Annotated in this window: 5 protein-coding genes; all 5 read right to left on the bottom strand. The window is 66.8% G+C overall.

Annotated features, from left to right (window positions below):
• Positions 1-4: 4 nt before the first annotated feature.
• From NR111_RS08225 to NR111_RS08205, 5 genes are read right to left on the bottom strand one after another with little or no spacing between them, the layout of a single operon-like run.
• On the bottom strand, positions 5-4,399 hold the full coding sequence (locus NR111_RS08225) for a hypothetical protein (protein ID WP_256820517.1): 4,395 nt from the start codon (positions 4,397-4,399) through the stop codon (positions 5-7).
• Complete coding sequence (locus tag NR111_RS08220) at positions 4,396-6,783, bottom strand: 3'-5' exonuclease (RefSeq protein WP_256820516.1); 2,388 nt, start codon at positions 6,781-6,783, stop codon at positions 4,396-4,398. The genes NR111_RS08225 and NR111_RS08220 overlap by 4 nt, the downstream gene beginning before the upstream one ends.
• A 1-nt stretch (position 6,784) precedes the next feature.
• Entirely contained in the window at positions 6,785-13,255 is a 6,471-nt protein-coding gene (locus tag NR111_RS08215) for a DEAD/DEAH box helicase (RefSeq protein WP_256820515.1), read from the bottom strand.
• Complete coding sequence (locus NR111_RS08210) at positions 13,252-17,859, bottom strand: DNA methyltransferase (protein ID WP_256820514.1); 4,608 nt, start codon at positions 17,857-17,859, stop codon at positions 13,252-13,254. Before NR111_RS08210 ends, NR111_RS08215 begins: the two co-directional genes overlap by 4 nt.
• A gap of 1 nt (position 17,860) precedes the next feature.
• Complete coding sequence (locus NR111_RS08205) at positions 17,861-20,809, bottom strand: DEAD/DEAH box helicase (RefSeq protein ID WP_256820513.1); 2,949 nt, start codon at positions 20,807-20,809, stop codon at positions 17,861-17,863.
• Between the last annotated feature and the right edge of the window lie 195 nt (positions 20,810-21,004).

Raw genomic sequence — 21,004 nt, 5'->3', positions numbered from 1 at the left:
GCTCCTAGATGGTGACGATCAGGTCCACGATGTCCTCATCGGTCATCGAGTCGAATGCGGAGTAGGGATTGCGCTTACGGTCGGGCAGGGTCATTCGGATGACCAGTGCCTCGGCCACAAGTAGATCGATCATGGTCTGCTCGGGCTCGCGGGCGGCAAACCATGCCCACGCTGTATCGAGCCCCGGGGGCGGATCCAGCCGAATCTCATCCACCGCGGCCAGACGCGCGTAGAGACAGAAGGTCAGGCTGGCGAAGGGGGCGTTAGCCCACGGGTGCTGGTTGGTGACGTTGCCCAGCTTCCTGGCCCGTGCCGTTACCGCCCGCCACAGAACCCCAAAGCGCCTGACTTCATTGAGGGGCTGGAAACGCCCTTCGAGTAGGACCCCGTAGAACTCTCGGAGCCTGTCGATCTCCGAATCCTTGTTCCGGAACAGGGCTCGGTAGGCGTCGTACCTGGAGGCCGCGTCGGTGAGGCCACCGGGGACGAGCCGCTTTGCATCCAGGAAGGCAGAAACCGCGTCAGGGTGGTCGCTGCGGAGAACCAACTCGGCGTCGAGAGACGCCGAGACCGCCAACGGGTCGCTGCCGGTCTTGAGGATGTCGACGAGAGCATGTCCGCCAACACCACGCAGTCGATCCCGCAACGCTATGCGCTCTTCCACGCTGGCCGCGGGAATGTCGGCGATGGTGATTAGCACGTCCAACCAGGGCTCGGAGGAGAGCGCGGTGTTCTGTGCGCGGGAAAGGAGATCGTCTCGGCCGTAGGGCCGGAACGAGTGGAAGACCAGGCCGGAGCGGATGAAGAGGGCCAGTTTGTCGGCGCTCTCCAGTGGCGCAGCAGCCAGGGAGAGCGCAGCGCGGCGGGGCGCGTTCGCTATCAGACGGGATAACTGGTCGAACCGCTCGTCGTCTCCATCCTCAAGTCCCCGGGAAAGGAGTGCGAGCGCGGACCATACTTCGGGAAGTGTGGGATCGATTCCGTCCGGGCCGGTTTGACCGAGGAGGAACTGGGCCAGAACAGCAGTGGTGGGGTCGGTGAAGGTGCCCAGGCGGCTGACGCGGACACTGTCCCGGGTCGGAAGGGGCGATGGTGGAACCGGGTCCCAGTCGTCCTGCACCACGGGGGCAATTCGGAGGTCGCCGACCTCCAATGCCGAAGCGGGCAGCATTGCCCGGCCTCGGACGAGCGGAACGGTGAGGACCGGGCTCCAGGGGCGGGCGATCTTCCAGATGTGGACGGTGGTGTCTGAGTGGAGGTGACGGCCGCGGACGTGGATCTCGTCCCCGTCGACCACAATCCTCACGTCGGCGCCGACGGTATTGAACCGGATGATCGGGGCCGGGTAGGTGCCGTCGGGATAGGCCAGGCGAAGGATGACCAGGCCTGACTGCGTCTCGCGGGCGGCACCCGCGAGGCGATCTGCGGTCAGTGTGAGTACACCGCCCCGCGAGCGGGAGACAAGCTGCTCCGTCGCTCGGACCGAACCGGTGTGGTCACGGATTTCCGCCACGACAGGGATGTCCTCGGGAACCCCTCGGACGGCGAGAACCGCCCCGGTGAAGTCGTCTGGGCGCCGACCGATCTGGCGGTCGCTCCACGAAGGGACGCCGCCGACCGGTGTCATCCGGAATTCCATCCGCGGGGGGCGGACGGTGATCATCTCCGAGGCAGCGCCCCGGCGGATGCGGAGCGGACGTTTAGATACCTGGGGCCCAAAATGCAGTTGAGGGTCCAGGATGATGAGCGCCGGGTCCTCGGACCAGGCCGCGGCGGTGACTTCGGTGAGGCCGTCGTCCTCGGGGATCCGCAACGAGTCGTCGTACTCGACCTGCAGACCTTCAGCCACAAAGACGCTGGTCTCGAACCTCGCTCCGAAAGGTCCTGTGACACGCACGTCGAAGCGGCCGAGCTGCTCGGGCTCGGCGTCGAACAGCGGGACCGCCCCCTGCTCCGGTGCCGCGTAGTCGCCCTGAACAGTCCATTCCCGGGCGCCGGCGCGCCGGTATTGGATTGTCCAGGTGGCCGCGGAGTCGGGCCCGAGAGCGGGCAGACTGAGCCACGGACGGGAGTAGAGAACGGGCAACTTCTCGCTGAAGACACCGGGAAGGACGGGAAGCGGATCGTCGGGCTCGTCGAACAAGCTGGGCAGAGCTTGGCTGCCCACCGGATGGTCCCGCACCTCATTCTGGGCGGTCCGGGTTCGCAGAGATGTGGTCTCGGTGAGATCCCATTGGCTGATCTCCCATCCGTCCCATCCCAGCGGGGTGCCGTAGTTCGCGATGACCCGTGGGGCGTGAGGATGTTCGCCCAGGACAGTGAGGTCCCCGGGCATCACCGCAAGCACTTCTGATCTGGGCAGTCGCGCGGTGTCCGGGATGTGCTCGCCTTGCGTGGTGAACAGGATGAGTGGTTTACCAGTGTCGTAGAGACGTAGCTCGATCGGATACGCCAGAGACGGGTGGGTTACGACTATTCGCCTGGTGGGGTGCTCGATGGGCACCTCCACCGATCGATCGCTGCTGAATTTCTCGGCGGCGACTCGCACCACTTGGGTGTCCAGGGTGATGGTCCACGGTGCTGAGGTGTGGCTCGATGGGGCCGGGATTCGCACCACCATGGAGTCGTCGGCCTCCAGGTGGAGGGTTGGCGTCAGGCGTGCGCGCCGGCGTTGCGCGCGAACCGAGTCGGAGACGTCTGCGCTGTGAAGCGCTTCTCGGAGAGAGTCGATGAGTAGCTGGGGGAGGAACGTCTGTGCGGTGGTGAGAGCGGTGGCATCGAGGGCAGGGTTTTCTGCGATCTCGGCGACGATGCGGGCCATCTCGTCCAGCAGCACTGTCCCACGCTCCCCGCTGTATCGGACGAAGTCGCGGGTGGGGTAGTCCAGTTGCTCAAAGACGTGCTCCTGACCCGGCTGCCGCACCCATTCACTGAAGGGTTGAGTGTCGCGGGAGGAGACGGATCCGATGTAGGTGGTGAGCACCTCGACTAGCCGCCTCGCGCTGGACGCCGGGATACCAGCGTGTACCGCGAGCCGCTGCACGTGCAGGGACGTGGACAAGCCCGCGATCGGATCGAGGTTGAACTGTCGCAGGAGCGGGATGATGAGCTGTCGGAGGGCGTTCTCGTCGGTGTGATTTCGCTCGGTCCGAAGTCGATCCCAGAACTGGTCCCAGTAGGCATTGTCTTCCAGACCGACCGAAGCCATGCCCACCATCGACATGAGCGTGGTAGCGGGGAAGTGGTGAGCGATCTGCTTGACCGTCGTGCCCCGTCCGCGGGACAGACGGAACCTGTCTCCGTACACGTCAAGGAGCACGTCGAGTTCCAGCGCGGACAGATCGGTATCGATAGCCAGGATGGCATCGGTAAATCGCTGGCGAAGAGCGTTCTCCCACGCGTCAATGTCATCGTCCGAGGTCAGGCCGATTCCTGGATGGGCGTCGCTGACCTCGGTTCCGCCGGCTGCTGCTTCGTCCGTTTCTCCTTGAGCGCTCGGGCCCGCCTCGTCGGCATCCGGGTCGATTTCCGCCGTCGAGGGGGCGGACGTGGGAGCAGCCTCCGGGGCCGTACCAGCGAGAGTGGTCTCCGGGACGGTGGCGTCCTGGTTGACGAGCGTGGTGTCCGCTGTGTGCGGGGACTCCTCCTCGCTCGCTACGTCATTCCCGGTGAGATCGCCGAGCTCGGGCATGAGCAGCGCGGCGGCCTGCGCCAGGGTGACGTCGAGCAGTCCCAGGGGTCTGCGCAGCTGTGGATGCGTGGACAATGCATCTCCGCCTTCGGGCGAGATGAGCGTGTCGAGCCAGTGCTGCATCTCCGGGGAGTCGGCGGTGTGCCGGGCTTCGGCGACTGCGGCCTCGAGGATGGTATCCAGATCGTCCTGGAATTCTCGGCTGACGTAGCTGTTCGCCGCCTCGGCGTTACCGCCCTTCAAACGGATGTCGATGAGGGCGTAGAACCGCTCGGGAGCGAGCGCGAACACTGCGCTACTCACTGCGCGCAGGACCGGGTCCCGGGGCCATGTGGCGTCCGGCGCCGCGCCTGCGGCAGCGTTGACCTGCGCCAGGGTCCGGTGGAGCCGGCGTCCGTCTGCTCGCGACAAGGGCGTTGTAACGTCTGCGGACGAACGGATGGCCAGCGCGGCGAACGTCACCGGGTCTTGCCCGGCGCTGGGAACGAGACCGAACTGGGCGGGGATCAATGGGTAGAGCTCACCCAGTGCGGGCTCGCCTGTGACCCGGAATGCAGAGGCGAGTTCGAGAACGGTCTCGACGCGGTCCTCCGCCGAGGTGTCGCTGATAGGTGTGTCACCGGCGACGGGCACCTGCTCTGCGACCTGATCCCAGAACGGGAATGCGAGCCTCCAGGTGGTCGCAGCGGTGTGGCTCGCGCCTGTCACGATGTGGTGTCCTCCGTGGTGATGCGGGGTAGGAGAGTGGACGGCTGGACCCCGGTGGTCACGACCAGTTGGTCGCGGGCCCGGGACGCTGCGACGTAGAGCAGCGACCGTTCACGCCGTCGCAGGTGTTCGCGGTCCTCATCGGTCAGCCCGTGTCGGACGGGGGCCGGGACGGTGCCCTCGCTCACGCGGGCGAGCACGACGTGGGTGAACTCCATGCCCTTGGACGAGTGCATGGTGGTGACGTGCACCCCCGAGCCTTCGCCGGAGGTGATCTCGATGCCGCGAGACTCAAGTCCGTCGATGATGCGGTCCACGTCCCGACGGTTGTGGGTGAGCACTCCGATCGACGCCTTGGGGTTCTCGGCGAGCCAAGTGCGGATGTGCTCCTCGGCGATGCTGAGCTCACCGCGGAGGTTCTCGGCGTGACCCACCTGCGGCACGGGCCCGCTGCGAGCGGAGCGGTAGCCCCTGAGGTTCTCCGACTCCCCGTCGGTGTCGACAAAGGTCTCGCCAGAGAGAATGCCCATCGCGAAGCGCAGGTTCTCGTCCGTGGTGCGATAGTTCAGCGTCAGCCGTGATGCCCGGCCGCGGATGTTGATCCCGTAGTGGGACAGCACGGTGGGGCGGCCGTAGATCCGTTGGTGGCCGTCCTCGGCGATGAACAGGTCGTTCGGGCCTTCGGCGACGAGCGTCCGAAGCAGCCGCCAGTGACCCACGTGAAAGTCCTGCGCCTCGTCCACCACCACGTGGTCCAGCAGCCGGCCCCCGCCGGCATCGGCGATCCCGTCGAGTACGGCGGCGGCGAGGCAACCGAGGACTTGGAACGTCTGCTTGTTCTCGCGCCGGGTGATGGCGAGGTAGGTCTCGATAGCCGACCACACCGCGGTGCGGGCCTTGCGGTTGAGCGGCGTACCCCGTCCGCTGCGGTCTGCCTTGAGGTAGGCGGCCTTAGTGGTGATGCCCTGGGCCAGGACGACGGTCTCCAGCTCCCCGCGGAGGAACTCGGGGGTCGCGGTGGCCCCCTCCGGCTGGACCGCCGCCCGCTCCACGGCCTCGAACCACAGCTCGCGCTCGTCGTGGTCGCTCAGCGGAGAGGGGACCGAGGAAAGGGATTGGCCGATGACCGCCGGACCGGCGGCGGCGAGTTGGGCGGGCGTGGCCCGGTTGAGGACGGTCATGGCGGTCTGGTCGATACCGGCCACGCTCACGCCGGCATCACCGATGGCCGCGGCGCGGGGCATTTCTGCGTCGAGGACCTTGAGTTGCGCCGAGAGCGATGCCGCCAAGACCCGGGTGAAGGTGGTGAGCAGTACCCGAGGGGTGGTGTCGGCCGTGTATTCGGCGGGGGCGCCGGTCAGCGATCGGGTCACCAGGGCGCGGGTGCGGTGCAGCGCCACCACGGTCTTGCCGGTCCCCGCGCCACCGGCCACGCGGTAGGCGCCGTTACGGTAGCGGGTCGCCAGTACCTCCTGCGAGGGGTGGAGGAAGGTGGTCCACGCCTCGAAGTCACCGTTCTCGATGATCTCGCGCATGACGTCGGTCGAGTCGCCGCCGCTGCCGAGGAAGGTGAACTGCATCCGTGCAGCCGGTGCGGTGACCGCGCGGACGAACTCATCGACCTCGTCGTCAGATACAGCAGCAGCGTCGGACGCGGCGCCGAGACGCAGCTCCTCGCGGACCTGGTCGATGGAATAGCCCACCGCCAGCCCGAGGAGGGCATCACGTTCCCAGGGCGCCGCCGCATCGAGCGCGGTCTCGAGTTCCGACAAGGTGGCGGACGCCAGTGCCGGGCCGGAAACAGCAGGGTCGATCCCCAGCTCTTGGGAGAGGACCTCGGCGTCGATTCCGCTCGCCGCGAAGGCGGGGGTCGGGTCCTCGACCACAGCCGCGGCCGGACTCGCGTCGGCCTCAGCAGAATCGTCAGCACCGGACTCAGGCGCCCCAGGCCCGATCGGGGCCCCGACCTCGGCCACCTGCCCGGTCTTAGCCGCTGCCTCGAGCGCGGCGGCCTTTTTCGACTGCTCGGCTGCCACCTTGGCATCGAGCGCCGCGGCCTGCTCGCGGACCAGGGTGAGCACGCCGTTGACCGGGTTGACCCGGAGCTGCATGGTCGCGGCAGCGCTGTAAGCGTCGTCGTGCGGGTAGGTGCCCACGTAGACGTAGTGGGTCTCGGCTCCACCGTCGATCCGGAAAACCAGGGCGCGGAACTTGTCGTTGACCCGCACCGATCGGATGCGGTTATCCACGGCGTTCTTGATGGGCTCCACGTGCGCGCCCACCGAGGTGTCGTCGGCCTGCAGCTTGGAGAGCGTGTCAAAAACGCGCTTGCGCAGAGAACCGTCGAGGCTCTCCTTCTTGTTGATCAGCGTGATGGTTGCCATCTCAAGCCCTCTCTCCGCTGCGTTCCGCCAGCGCCCTCTTGACTGCGTCGGCCATTGTCTTGGGGTCACCGTCAGCGGCGGGGTTGATGACTGTCCACCCCGCTTCTGCGATCGGCCGCACCCTATCGGACGCCTGCGACACGAACACCGCGATGCGCGCCTCGGGCCAGGAGACGTTGGCGATCACTCCATGGACCTCTTCGCCGTAGTCCGGCAGCGGCACGTCAAGATCGGCCAGCGCACGCAACAGCGTTCCTTCGACTGCCGCATCGGCGTCCTCAGGATCGATCTCCTCGACCAGTTCCCGCCAGGGCCCGGGCAGGGCATCCCCGGCTGACACGGGGCCGGGGACAGACTCGGGCGCCTCCACGTCAACAGCGCCCCCGATATCCACAGTCACGCGCTCGTCGGAGTCCGCACCGGTCTCGGCCGCAGCGACCATGGCCGCCAGCTCGGCGTCCACGTCGCTGGCCGCCGCCATGTCGCGCCGGGTGCCGATGGTGGTGTTCTGGCCGCGCAGCGACAGCAGGTTGGAGGTTCGCAACCACCACTGCCAGTCAGCGCGGAAGTCCTCGCTGCTCACGGCCGTCGCCGAGTCGTCGATCATCAGCTCGGCGTTGAGCGAGGCGGGCTGACGGGGATGACCCTGCACCACCAACCGGGCGAACAACCGTGCGTGTTCGGACCGGGCTTTGATGCGGTCTCCGGTGGCCAGCCAGTAGGCGGCGCTGGCGTGGCCGACCTTCTGCCACACGTCGGGATTGGGGTCGGCAAGGATCCGCGCGAGGAGGGTCACGGGGTCTCCGGCGGCGGTGTTGAGGCGCGCGGGGGCGATCCCGAGTGCGGAGCCGAAGGCCTTGACGAAGTTCTGCTTCTCCCACGTGGCGGGAGGCCCGGCCGAGTCGTGCTCGTCGAGGTCGGCGTGGGTGATCGCCCAGGGGGTCCAGCCTGCATCGCGTAGTGCGGCACGCTTGTCGGCGTCGTCGTCGACCCGGTTGTGGGTGGGGCTGGCGTGGTACTTGTACCCGTCGGTGTAGATGGCGAACTTCATCTGGTGCGGGTCGTCGGCCTGCAGGATGTAGTCGGGTGTGGTGCCGGCTTCGTGGATGTGGTTCTGGGCGCGCAGCATCCAGGTGAGCGGGGATCCGGGCATTCGGATCCGCAGTGCCGTGTATTTCCCGTCCGGCACGGTGGTGATGGTGGCGCCCTCGTCCTCGAGCACCCGGCTCAGTGAATGCCGGAAGCGTACTTCGAGCGCGGAGTCACCCTCGGGGTCGATCTTCTGCGTGGTCACGACGGTCCAGTCCTCGCGGGTGGGTTCGGCGTCGTCGTCGCGGTCGGCTCCGCGTAAGAGCGCGAGCAGCGCGCTCTCAGCGGCGCCTCGGGAGGTGCGGTCGGCCTCGCCGCCGAGGGCGTGGGACAGCAGGCACCGGGGACAGGCCAGCCGGTTCTCGCTGGCGCACTCGCAGTCGCGCACGGCCAGGTAGGCGGTGTGGAGGAGGTCCCAGACCCGCTCGGGTGTGGTGAAGTCGGCCAGGTATCCGGTGCCGCCGGGCACGGTGTCGTGCAGCAGGAGTGCGGGTGAGGGGGTGCCGACCTGGGGGACGGTCACGGTGGCCACGTCGAGGTGGTCGGGGTCGCCGCCGAGGACACGTCGGAAGCCGAGGCGCAGTGCGGCCACGAGGCTGGGCAGCACCATGGCGTCGTAGGTGGACACCGCGGGGGGCAGATAGAGCAGCACGCCTTCGGTGGACAGGGCACGGCCCAGGGCCACGTGGATGCTGGGCTCGTCGGCGGCCTTGGTGTGGGGGCACCAGGGCCGGTGGTCACGGCGGCTGTTGGCGCCGGCCTCGGAGTCCAGGTGGCCGCAGTACTCGCAGACCCGGAAGTGGGGTGCGGCGGGCTGGGTGCCGCCGATGAGTTGGGTGGCGCCGGGCCCGGTGCCGAGGTTGATCCACCGGATGTCGGCGCGCCGTAGGTAGCGGGCGCCGAAGCCGTTGTTGTCCACGAACCAGGCGGGGGCGGCGTCGGTGGGGTCCCAGGCCACGGTGCGGGCCACGGAGTAACGACGACGACGACGCTCGTCATGACGTTCATCCACGGTGGCCGAGTCGCGCATGACCTGCGCGGACACTCTCTGCAGCGGTACCACGTCCAGCAGTTGGGCGGAGTCGGCGAATCCGGCGGCGCCGCAGGTGGGGCAGGAGCCGGGGGCGGTTCCGGCGACCTCGGTGTGGGCGTGGCTGCAGGTGGGGCATACCCGCCAGCGCTCGAGGGCGTCGCCACTGGCTCCCATGTCCACGGCGGAGATCTCGATCCGCATGCGGTCGGCGTAGAAGGAGTTGCCGGGGGCGAGTTCGGTCAGTGCCGAGGAGACGGAGCGGGTGAAGGTGGCGGAGGTGGCGTCGAACTCCATCGTATCGGGGTCGTACGTAGTGATTGAGGCCTGCAGGTCCACGGTGTCGTCGAGGAGCTGGTAGCCGGGCAGCAGTCCATAGCGTTCGAGAGCGGTGATCCAGTATTCGCGCTGCTGGGTGTTTTTCTGGACCACGGTGGCCTTGCGGGAGGCCTCGGCTGCCCGTAGGTCGTCCTTGTCCTGTTCGGTCGCGCCGGGACTTTCTGCGCGTTCTCGCAGCTCGACCAGCACCACGTCGAGGGCGTCCAGTCGGTGGATGAGTTCGGTGTTGTCGGCGCGCCAGCGGTCGGCGGCGAGTTTGAGGCTTGAGTCCAGGGTGTGTGGTGCTGGTTGGCCGTCGGCGGTGGTGCCGGTGGCCCACGCGCGCAGGTCATGCGCGGCCGCCTCGCCCACGTGGGTCCCGAGACTGTCGAGGAAACGGTTGAGCATGGCCGGGACGCGCTCGGGTAGCTCGTTGCGCAGGACGGTGAGGAACGAGTCGGGATGGGTGGAGAACACGGCTCGGGCCTGGGTGCTGGACGGGTGGATGCCCTCGAGGAGCAGGGTGTCGATCGCGTGGGCGATGAACTGCCGGCGCAGGATCTCGGCGGCGGAGAGGAACGCGGCGGGCGGCTGCACGCTGCCGTTGATGAGCGAGAGCGGATCGTGCACCACGGGCAGTGTTGATCCGCGCCCCTGGACGAGGGCCACGACGAGCGAGTTGCCCGTCAGTCGGCCCGCACGTCCCACGCGCTGGACGTAGCTGGCCACAGAAGACGGCAGTGAGGAGAGCATGACCGAGGAGAGGTCGCCGATGTCGATTCCCATCTCCAGGGTGGGCGTGGCCACCAGGACGTTGGGCGCCCCGGGGGCGTCCGAGGCGGACTTGAACTGAGTCTCGATGGCGGCCCGTTCGGCCGGTTGGAGCAGCCCGGTGTGTTCGCGCGCGATTACCGAGCGGCTGTCATGCGAGTGGTACAGGTTCCGGTAATAGTTCCGGGTGTCGATGCGCTCCACGTGTAGATGACCAGTGCAGTCCACTGTGAGACACGGGTACCCGGCCACCACCTGGCGGACAGGTTCGGCGGCGGGAGTGGCGTTGTGGCAGACGTCGCAACGCAGCTCAGCCGGGTCGTCCTCGGCTGTCACCAGGATCTCGTCAGGCGGCAGGGCGTAGATGGTGGCCCCGGATTCGGTGGCTACGGCCTCGAGGTGCGACTCGGCGGCGAGGGCCTCCATGAGTGTCGCCACGAGCTTCTGCGCCGTGTCGGGGGTGACTCCCAGGTGGCGTGCGGTCCAGCGGGCGTACCAGGAGCGGTTGCTGGCCACCACGTCGGTGCCGTCGCGGTAGCGGTCCTTGGTCAGGGTCGGTCCCACCCGTGGGAAGGTGGGCCAGCCGCCTACGGGGAAACCTGGTACGCCGCGAGCCCGGGCGCGTCGGTTGGTCAGGTGGAAGGTGTTGCCGTCCGTGGTCAGGTACTGGGTGAGCCACGGGTGGTTGATGCCACCACGCTGCCGGATCCGCTCCACCACAATCCGTGCCCATGCCTCAAGCACGGAGTCCTCGGGTTCAGTGTCGGTGAGCGTGGTCTGCAGTGCGATCGACTCCCAGACCCGACGCGCGGTAGTACGCAGGACGGCGGAGGGGATGTTCACGCTGGGCACGACGGTACCGGTCAGTGCCAGGGTGCGGCCGATGGTCGAGCGCAGCCCGAACTCGAGGCACAGGTCGAACAGCAGTCGTTCTCGGACTCGGCGGGTGGCGCTGCGTCGCTGCTCGGCGGTGGCGGTGGCATCCCAGAACGCGGTGAAGTTGGTGCGCTCAACGATCGACGGGTGTAGCAGGTGGTAGCGCTCGACCGGGGTGGTGGCCTCGGAGATCACCTCGCGGGTGAGGTCGTCGAGGAAGGAGTCACCGCCGTCCAGGGCCGTGGTGATGGCGGTACGGAGCGCAAAGGCGTGGGATCGGGCCTGGACGAATCCTGCGCGGTGGGAGGCGTCCTGCACCGAGTCGCTGAACACCAGGGTGCGTTTGTCGCCGGTGTCGAGGCCGCGGAGCCCGAACAGGTTGGACAGGGCCACTGAGAGCAGGGTGGCCACGGCGGAGCCGATGTATCGGATGGAGTCGCGAGTGCCGCAGGCCGGGCAGGTCTGACGTTCGGAGTTCTCCTTGGCGGCCATCCCGGTGTGGAGCAGCACTGGCACAATGCGGTCGTCCTGCTCCGCGGCGCCGTAGGTGTCGGCGGTGTGCAGGGTCGACTGCGCCGGGTCCAGCCACATCAGCGAGCTGCTGGAGTCGCGGGAGGATCTCACCTGGGACAGCGGTAGACCGGATTCGTGGGCGGCTCGAACTTCCTGGTCGGCGGCGATGAGGGCACGCATACCGGAGGGGTCGGACAGCGACTGGCGGCGGATGGTGGCCGGGGTGAAGGTGGGTCTCTCGGTGCCGGGTTCGAAGGCGGTCATCCACCCGGCGCGGCCACAGTGTCGGCAGAAGATGGCCGGGAGGTAATCGCGGTCGCTGGGGCCGATGCCCACGCGGATGTCCTCGTCGGCGAGATCGGGGCCGTCGTCGTGCCAGTGGTAGGCGACGGTGGCTTGTACGGCGCGGTCGAGGCGGGAGAGTTCGCGCACCCACAGGTGGGCCTCGATGCTGGGCAGGCGCCGTCCGGCACCAGAGTCGGCGGCGGTGACGGTGGCCCGTAGGTGGCTGAGGGCTCCCAGGACGTGCACGACGAACTTCTCGGTATCCGCTGGGCTGCGGCCGTGGTCAGTGGGCAGGGCCGCGGAGGCGAGATCGGGAATGGCTACCGCGTGGGCGGAGTGGTCGAGGAGTCGGGCGGTCAGGTCGTGGCGTTTGATCGCCTCGACGGCTTCGCTGATGTCCGCATCGGGAGCCAGCCCCCAGATGCGGGAGGCGACCTCGGAGTAGTTGGTCTCGGCGGGGTCGGCGCCCGCCTCGATGCCGTCGCGGATCGCTCGGTCCAGCTCGGCCATCACTGCGCGGGACACGGCGGTCTCCACGGGGATGCGCTGGTCGGTGGTCAGTCCGGTCCACTGGTCCACGGTGAGACGGGATTCGGTGAGGACGGACTCGGGGGGGAACTCTTCGCCGAACACGGTGGTGGCGAACTTTCGGACGGCGGTGGTGTCGCCGTCGTCGCCGAGGGTGGCCGAGGTGGCCACGGGCGTGATGCGGCCCAGGGGGCGGGCGCGGTCGGCCTCGGTACGAGTGACGGGGGAGGTGGTGATGGTGCCTAGGTGGGCGTCCACCACGAGCCCGAGCCGGCGCAGCAGCAGAGCGACGTCGGTTCCCTGAGCGCCGTCGTAGGTGTGGAATTCGTCCAGCACCACGTACTGCAGACCTGCGGCGGAGAGTCGCCAGATGTCGGCGTCCTCTGAGCGCAGGAGTAGCTGGTCGAGCATTTTGTAGTTGGTAAGGAGCAGGTCGGGCGGGTCCTCGCGCATGGTGGCGCGGTCGGTGATGAGCCCCGCGTCGCTGACGGTGGTGCGTCCGGTTCCGGAGACCTCGCCGGTGTACAGGCCGGCGGTGATCCCGGCCAGGCCTGGCTCGGTGGTGAGGAGTCGGGTGAGTCGTTCGGCCTGGTCTGTGGCCAGGGCGTTCATGGGGTAGAGCAGCAGCGCCTTGACCCCGCGGACACCCTGGGCGCGGGCACGGCGGGCATGGTCAAGGATTGGGTAGAGGAAGGACTCTGTCTTGCCCGAGCCGGTGCCGGTCACCACGAGAGTGGGGTCGGGCCGCCGCCACGGTTCGGTCGACTCGGGCTCGGACCGGCTGGACAGCCGAGCGAAGGCCTGGGCCTGGTGGACGTATGGATGGAACGGGAACGTGCTGGGCGTCCAGTCCAGCACGCTGGCCGCGCCGTCGTCGGCGGGGCGGAACGGCATGCGGGTTCGAACATACGGTCCATGGAACATCCCCGTACCCGGGCTGCCGACAAAGTCGCTTAACGCGGAGAGCGTGGACTTGTCCGCGAGAGCGAACGTGGTGGACAGGAACTCGGAGATCCCGTCCTTGAGCTGCTCGGCGGCCTGCAGTGGCAGTAGCGCGCTCACGAGAGTGTCCCGTCGGCCAGCTTCCGCTCGAACCGCTCGTACGCGGCCCGCATATCGGCCTCGCGGTCGAGGATGCGAAACGGGTACTCGAACACATACGTAGCGCCGGACTGCGGATGCGTCCAGGTCCGCTCCTCTTCGCGGAGCTCCTGGCCTGGCTTGAGCTTGCGGTGCAGTTTGGCCACATCCTCGACCACCTTGCGGCCCTTGGCGTCGAACAGGTCCTGCGAGTCGTACTTGCGCATCACAGGAAACTGGGTGCGATAGATCATGCACAGCTCATCGGCGGTCACCCCGAGACTTAGGGCGATAAGTGCGTCGATTTCGACTTGGGCTCGGCGGCGATCTTCGGCCCTTCTGAACGGTATGTCCGGTGACCACTCCTGATTAGTCAATTCCTTCCAGAGATGGGCATAGGCGGCGGTCACGGCCGACAACCGTAAGTATAAATATTCGATTCTTCTACTGAAGGCAACATCTGTGGCTATCGGAAGTCTGAAAAATGTGGTCCCGAGTATATCGGTCATCCCTGTGCTGCGTTGATAGAAGTCGATCAGGATTGCCGAGGCCGACGCTCCAGCTCGGACAATGTCCCTCGGGGAGCCTGTAGCCGAGTTAACCGTGTGGACATGCGCCGTGCCTGGGGGCAGTATTGCCGGCCTCAGTGTCCGGTTTCCCGTTGTGCCTACCATTCTTCGCCAAGCGACTCTGTAGCCGTCCTTGTGGGACTCGCTCAAGTTGTGATCTAGACGCGGGTAGGCGGACTCATATTGCGATTTTTCGCAAGTACGGCTGTAAGACGTTGCAGGTATAAATTGGGGGTCTATCGACTCGAGGTCGACTGCGGTCCAGTCGCCCTTACTCCTTAGTGTTGGGTTTGGTTGCTTGACAAAACCGATTCCGATATCGATGTGCGGGCCCTGAAGGATTGCGTCTGACCAATCTAAGGGTACTGCCCAAAGGTGATCGAAAAGGCCCTTCTTTCGGTCGTTCGTCTCGTTCCATCCCTGACTGGACTTTAGTCTCAGACTGCCAGCACGTGGTGCCCTAGCTAGCTTTTCGAGTACCGTTTGCTCCACCTCGCTGATGGTGTAGACCATCCGGGTCTCGATAGTTGGGGTTTCTGGTTCCTCGAGTACCGACTTCCATACTCCCAGGGTGGTGAGGTCGACGGAGATTATGCGTCCAGAGTGCGGCCTTGTGTTCCACTCGCCCGCATCTGTTTTCCTGCCAGGGAGCGGGCCAGACCCGTCGTGAAGCAATGATGAGGTGACGGTAGAGGGATGGTAGAGCCCAGTAGCGTGAAGAAACTCCGGAGACTGCAAGGGTTTTCCGTAGCAGTTTACGCTCCAGGTGAAAAGGTGCGCTATGTCGAAGAGTTTAAGTGTGTTCACGAATTGCCAATGGCGCCGAAGTCGCTTATAGGATTCCCTGCGCAATGGGGCGGCTTTAGCTTCGGTATATATCGACTCGGGATGGAGGATCGTCACAATTCCGTCTTTATTCATGGATCTCCACAACCGCTGCATGAAGGCTCTGTATAGATCAGATTTTTGTCCAGCGAGAAGTGGGTACTGCACGACGTCATGAAGGAACGCTGCTGTCGTCAGTGTTTCTGTCAATCCGCTAGCGAGAGTATTAACTGCGCCGGGACGATGAATTGTCGACTCCTGACGATCTCTCTTCCGTGCCTGAGTTGGCTTATGGGTGAGGATCCACCACGGGTCAGACTCGCCTAGCAATGCTTCGATGTCCGATTGTGGCCGCACCCAGGGCGGATTACCGACCTGCAGGTCGAAGCCGCCGCGGGCGAAGACCGGGGAGAAGTCGAGCTCCCAGTGGAAGAACCCACTGTCCTTGGCCACCCGCTCACAGACCGTGAGCCAGGGATGCTTGCGGAGGACCTGTTCGATACGAGCTTCCTGAGCGAGCGTGCGGTCGAGGTCCTCGGCGGAATCGATCTCCGCCCACGTGAGATCTCCGCCCAGACGGAACTGGTCCTCGCCGTGGCCGTACTTGCGGCTTCCCTTTTGCGTATCGGAATACGCCTGCCCCAGCAGTGCTTCGAGCCCGTCAATCCACTGATCCAGGTTCGGGGGAGAGACCGCCTCGCCGTCGACGGTCGTCCTCTCCTCGGTGAGGGGCCAGAACCACAGTGCGCACCACGCGTCCATCGCCCGACGTAAGCGCTGGAACGCGCCACCCGCATCGGCAAAGGACTTCTCGATAACGCTGCGGGACACCGGATTGGTTGGCGTGATGACCTCAGTACCGTAGACGTCGATACGCCGCCGCACCTGGTCGTCGGCTATCCGCATCCGCACGAGCGCGAACTGCCACAGCCGCTCGGTGCGCTCGGCCAGATCGGTGAGACGGCGCACCTGAACCTTGGTGGGCTTGGCGGTGATGGACTTGCGCCAGGCCTTGAGCCTTGCCTGCGGTTCGCTGAGGTACTTGGACAACTCCTTGGCCTCGGTAGCCGAGCCCCATCCGGCGGCAGGCAGTAGGAAATGGTGGATCCGGCCACGTACGGACGGATCGAATCCGGTTTCCTCATCCACGGCTGCGGCCAGCGCTGTCATCGACGCATCCTGCGGCTCGGCGGCGAGCCATTGCTTCTTCTCGACCTGCGTGGGGGAGTAGGTGGCCCTTCGGGCTCCGATCAACGAGTTGCCGCGGCGCAGGTGCAGCCCGAACCACGGTGCCTGCAGGCCCGGCGTCATGGTGTCCAGCCACAGCGCGATCTCGGCCAGCTCTACGGCCGTGGCGTTGAGGTCCACGCCGTAGACGTTGTGCAGGGCAAGGTAGGCCTTGACCTTCTGCAGCTCCGCCGTACGCGATTCGGGGTCGATCTCCTGGCCCAGCTCCTGCTGGCGACGCTCCAGGTACAGCTCGGCGAGTTGCCGCACCGCCTCCACGGCGAACGCCCCCGAACCCATCGCCGGCTCACAGATAGAGAGCGTCAGGATGGCCTCGGCGGTGTCGATCCGACCTGTCGCGTCAAGCTCCTCGACGGCCTGACCCACCACGAACTCGCTCAGCACCTGCGGCGTATAGAACGAAGCCGAGCGCTCACGGTCGCGCGAGGACTGACGGAACACGAACGATCCGCGCGGGTGCCGCACCCACTCGTCCTCGCCGGTCACCGGATTGCGGCGTACCACCCGGTCGGAGGCGGACACCTCCAATGAGTAGTCGTGGCCCACCACCCACGAGCCCTTGGAGTCGTCGCCACCGCGGGCAACCTCCCACAGGTCCTCGGTGGCGATGAACCCCGTGTAGGACATCAAGCCCTCGTACACCTGACCGAGCTCGGTGACACCGAGCGTGGCGTACGAGATAAACCCACGGTCCTTACCCGGCTGCTCCGGGGTGAGTAGCAGGTTGCCCAGCACCCGGAACAGCGCCATGTTGGAGAGTTGCACCTCGTCGATCAGGGAGGTGGCCTTCTTCGAGAACAGATCCGCCGAGAGCTCGTTGAACTCCAGGCCCGGAGCCACACCCGGCTCGTCCGCCGGGTGATGGCCGCCGTCGACCAGACGGAACAACAGTGCCAGCGAGTCGTAGAGATAGGTGCCCTGCTCTTCGCGCGGGGTGGCGGGCGGCGAGAGAATCTGATTCCGGAGTCGGGTAAGCCCGTAGCCGTCGTCGTACTCGGTCGATCCGACCGGCAGGATCCGCAGCTCCGGTGATGCCTCGGCGAACAACAGGAACAAGATTCGGTACAGATACCGCAGCGATTGCCGGGCAAGATCCTGGCCGTCGACCTCGTCCACCGACAGTCTGCGCACCCGACAACGATCCAGCACGTCGTTGGCGATGATCTCAATGGACTCACGCACCGCTCCGCGAAGGGACTCGGAGACCTTGACCGAGTGCTGACGCGAATCCTCTAGCGTCTCGGTCCACCACACCGTGCCGTCGGCCCGGCGCTCGAGGGACTCGCGGCAGACTGCCGCCACCACCCGCTCAACCTCCCCACCCGAGCGGGTGTCGCCCCGCTCCAGGGCCAAGAGAATGTCCACCGCCAGGAACCGGCCCAACGGCCACGACTCCCGCTCGGCCAGCAGGAACCACCGGCCAGCCAACACCGCGACGAACGCCGGCGGAGCGTCGGACACGAACAGCTCACCGACCACCTTTCCGACAGTAGGTTCGGCGGCCTTTCCGTCGGCAAACACCTCACCCAGTACCCGTGCGGACCGCAGATCCTCCACCGTGTCGACGGGCGCAGCCTCGAACAGCGCCACGCCGTCGCCTGTCCAGGCCTGCGCATGCCATGGTGATCCGCCGCGCGTCCACGAGTAATCGGCGGGGATGCCGTAGCCCAGGGCCTTCCTCAGCTCCGCACGCTCCTCCTCCGGCGCCGGGCGGGCCTGTTCACCACCGCTGTTACCGGACAGCTGCGACAGGGACACCAACAGAGCCTGCCGCGCTGTGGTCAGCCTCTTCAACGGCGAGATGGCACCCTCGCCGGCGTCCTGCTTCCAGCCCTTGACCAGTGCCCGCACTCGGGCAAGGTACGACTGCTTGGTCTCGTCGGTGGTGAGGTAGTGCTCGCTGATCCACTCGTCGACGTTGACGATCGCGCTGTCGGCGGCCATGTCAGCTGTTCTCCTGCGAGGTGGTAGGCGCGGAGGTCTCCGCGATGGGGTGATCGGTGGGGACGACGACGAGGAGAGGCCTCACCAGCCGCTGCTCCGGCCGGAGCTGCTCGGCCAGCTCTGCCTCCTCCCTAACGCGCCGGGAAAGATTCGCGAGGCGGGCGCTGCTGATCAGTTCCTCTGCCTGGTGTTCCCACTCGTGGGAACGTTCGCGCCAGGCGGTGACCCTGCGATCGGCCTCGGCGCTGGCCTGGGCAAACACTGTTTCCAAACTGCCTGACGTTGCCTTGACCGCCCGCGGGATGAGGTGGGAAAGCTCGTAGGCGCCCGCCACAGGACCCGGGTTGGTGGCCCCGGCGCTCAGGCCAATACCCTCGAGCCAGGTGTACGGGTCGTCGACCGGCTCGGCAGTAGCCAGGTCCGGCATCGGGAACTCGACCGTCGAGAAGGCGCGGGTGACGACCTGCCCGCGGCGGTTCATGAGCGTGCCCATCACCAGCACAGTCGGTGAATCGACCCGGCCGCGCACTGCCGGGACCTCCTGCCGGGCCATCGAGGCGAGCGCCCGGTCCGCGGCCCAGTCCGACACCGGATGCAGCGGGCCGAGGAAGTGGGCGATCGGCCAAGTGGTCTCCGAGGCGCCCTCGCGGGCCTCCTCGAGAGACAGCTTGCCTCGGTTGGTGGAAGTCGCGAGGATGAGTTCCTCTCGGACCCGGCGCGCCCGCACGTAGTCCTCGGGCAGCAGGTCCAGCCGGCGGGCCAGGTCATCCGTCGGCTCCAGCTGGGCAGTCTGGTTGGCGTTGCGCCTCCACGCTACCCCGCCCCGCCCCTTGGGGAACTGAGGCTCCCCGTGGAAGGCCTCGGTCAGAGCGTCCTCAAGATAGTCCACCTCGGATTCGTAGACACTGAAACGGCGGACCTGCGCCGCCGCGCCGGAGTCGGCGACCTCCTCGGAGCCGCCCATGGCGATCTGCTCGAGGTATGCGTCGATATCGTCACAGTCGTCGATGTCGTCGTCGTCACCAAACTCACCCACGGTAGCCAGGACGTCCTCCGGGCGACGCACGGCGTCGTCGAAGTTCTTTTTCCCCGCCAGCACCTCGCGGATGGTGTCCTCCTCGCGGGCCTCCGAGTGCTCGCCCATCAGGGAGGCGACATCGCCGAGTTGCGAATGGGCCTCGTACTCCCGCTCCATCAGCCGGGTGAGCACCTGCAAGTCGCCCGGTGCGGCATCCTCCGGCGGATCCAGCAGGAGCGTGGTGATGACCGGGGGCGTGCGCTGCCCGTAGCGGTCCACGCGGCCGTTGCGCTGCTGGATGCGGATGAGCGACCACGGGATGTCGTAGTGCACCAGATGGTGGCACTGGGTGTGCAGGTTGACGCCTTCCGAAGCCACGTCGCCCGTCACCAGCACGCGCAGCGGGCTCGATGCGCGTTTGAAGCCGTCCACCAGGTCCATCTGCTCCTGGTCGGACAACCCACCGTGCATCACCGCCACCGCGTCCGACTTGAGCTTGAGGTCCTGGGCCAGGTTCTCCGCCAGCCAGTGCAGGGTCCGCACGCGCTCGGAGAAGATCACCACTCGCTGGTCGCCGCGGGGGGAGATCCCAATCTCGCGGAGGTAGGTCAACAGGCGCTGGTACTTGGTGCTGACGGCGGGCGTCACCTGCTCGGCCAGCTCCTGTAGACGGTCCAGGGCGGCGAACTCGGCGGGGCCGAAGGCGTTCTTGCGGCGGTTGGATACCGACTCGATCAGCGCGGCGGGGGAGGAGAGGTACGCCTTGGCCAGGGTCCACGGGAACAGGCGGTTGTCGCCCGACGGGGGTTGGACGCCCGGGCGGGTCCACGTGTCACGGAGTTCGCGGGCGAGCGCGGTCTCCTGCGGTGACGCCGGCACGAGGATGTTGTTCGGATCGGCCCGCACGGCCCACTGGGCGCCCACCTCGCCGTCGACCTCCGGGCTGTGCCGGTGGCGGCGGATGATGAGCGGCTGCAGGTCGCGGGGGTTGATTGTGCCGTCTGGGCCCACCGCCGTCGGGTCGAGCAGGCGGATGAGTTCCGCGAAGCTCTCCGCGCGACCGTTGTGCGGCGTGGCCGAGGCGAGGATGAGCGCCTCCGTGGTGGGGGCGAGGAGGCGGGCGAGCTCGTTGTTCTGCGTGGCGGCGTTGGTGGCGTTGTGCACCTCGTCGATCACCACGGCGTCCCAACGCACCCGCTCCAGCTGGGCGCGGTACTTGGCGGACTTGAGCGTGTCGATGGAGACGATCACGCGGGGGAAGAACGTGAACGGGTTACGCGTGGCCGGCAGCGTGCGGCGGACCCTCTGAATGCCGACCGAGTCGAGGCGGACCAGCGGGATCGCGAAGCGGGTCCACAGCTCCTGCTGCATCTGCTCCAGCACGTGCCGCGGGGTGACCACCAGGATGCGCTCGCCGCGGCCGCGGCGGATGAGCTCAGCCAGAATCATCCCGATCTCCAGCGTCTTGCCCAGACCCACCGCGTCGGCGATAAGTAGGCGGGGGCGGAGGGTCTGGTTGGACAGTGCCTTGCGCACAGCACTGAGCTGGTAGTCGAGATGATCGGCGAGCATTTGGGTCGACACCACCAGCGACTCGTCGTACAGCGGAACCGGGGTGCGGCGCAGCGTCGACTCCAGCCACAGACGCGAGCGGCGGTAGCCGGGGGAGGGGTCTGCCACGACGGTCGACTGGCTCGGGTCCAGCGGCGTGACCTCGTCCAGGTCGGTGTAGAAAGTCGCCGTTGTGTCGCGGACGTACGGGCTGATCCCACGGACCTTGAGCAGGTATGCGTCGCCCCCAGTTGAGGGGGAGGCGGCCGCGCGCTCCACGGCGGTGACTAGCCACTCCTCGTCGCGGACCTCCACCGTGACGCCGGGAGCGAACGGGACCTGACCTACATCAGCGTTCCGGATGGTGGGGGTGCTACACACAGGGCGAGGTCCTTTTTCGTCGATCGCTCACTTAAGGAACTACTGAGGTTAGCGGTGCTCACCGCGTTACGCACACGGATTTGGACGGGCGTCAGGCTGCGGTCTTCCTGAGGTGCGGGTTCACCGCACTCACGACGGCAGGTCAAGCCCCTGGAAGTGGTGTAACTGAATGGTGATCCTTCGTGGGTGGTCAGG

The organism is Dietzia sp. Die43 (genome assembly GCF_024519835.1).
GTDB classification, from domain to species: Bacteria; Actinomycetota; Actinomycetes; order Mycobacteriales; family Mycobacteriaceae; genus Dietzia; species Dietzia kunjamensis.
This window is presented reverse-complemented; position numbering and strand designations above follow the sequence as displayed.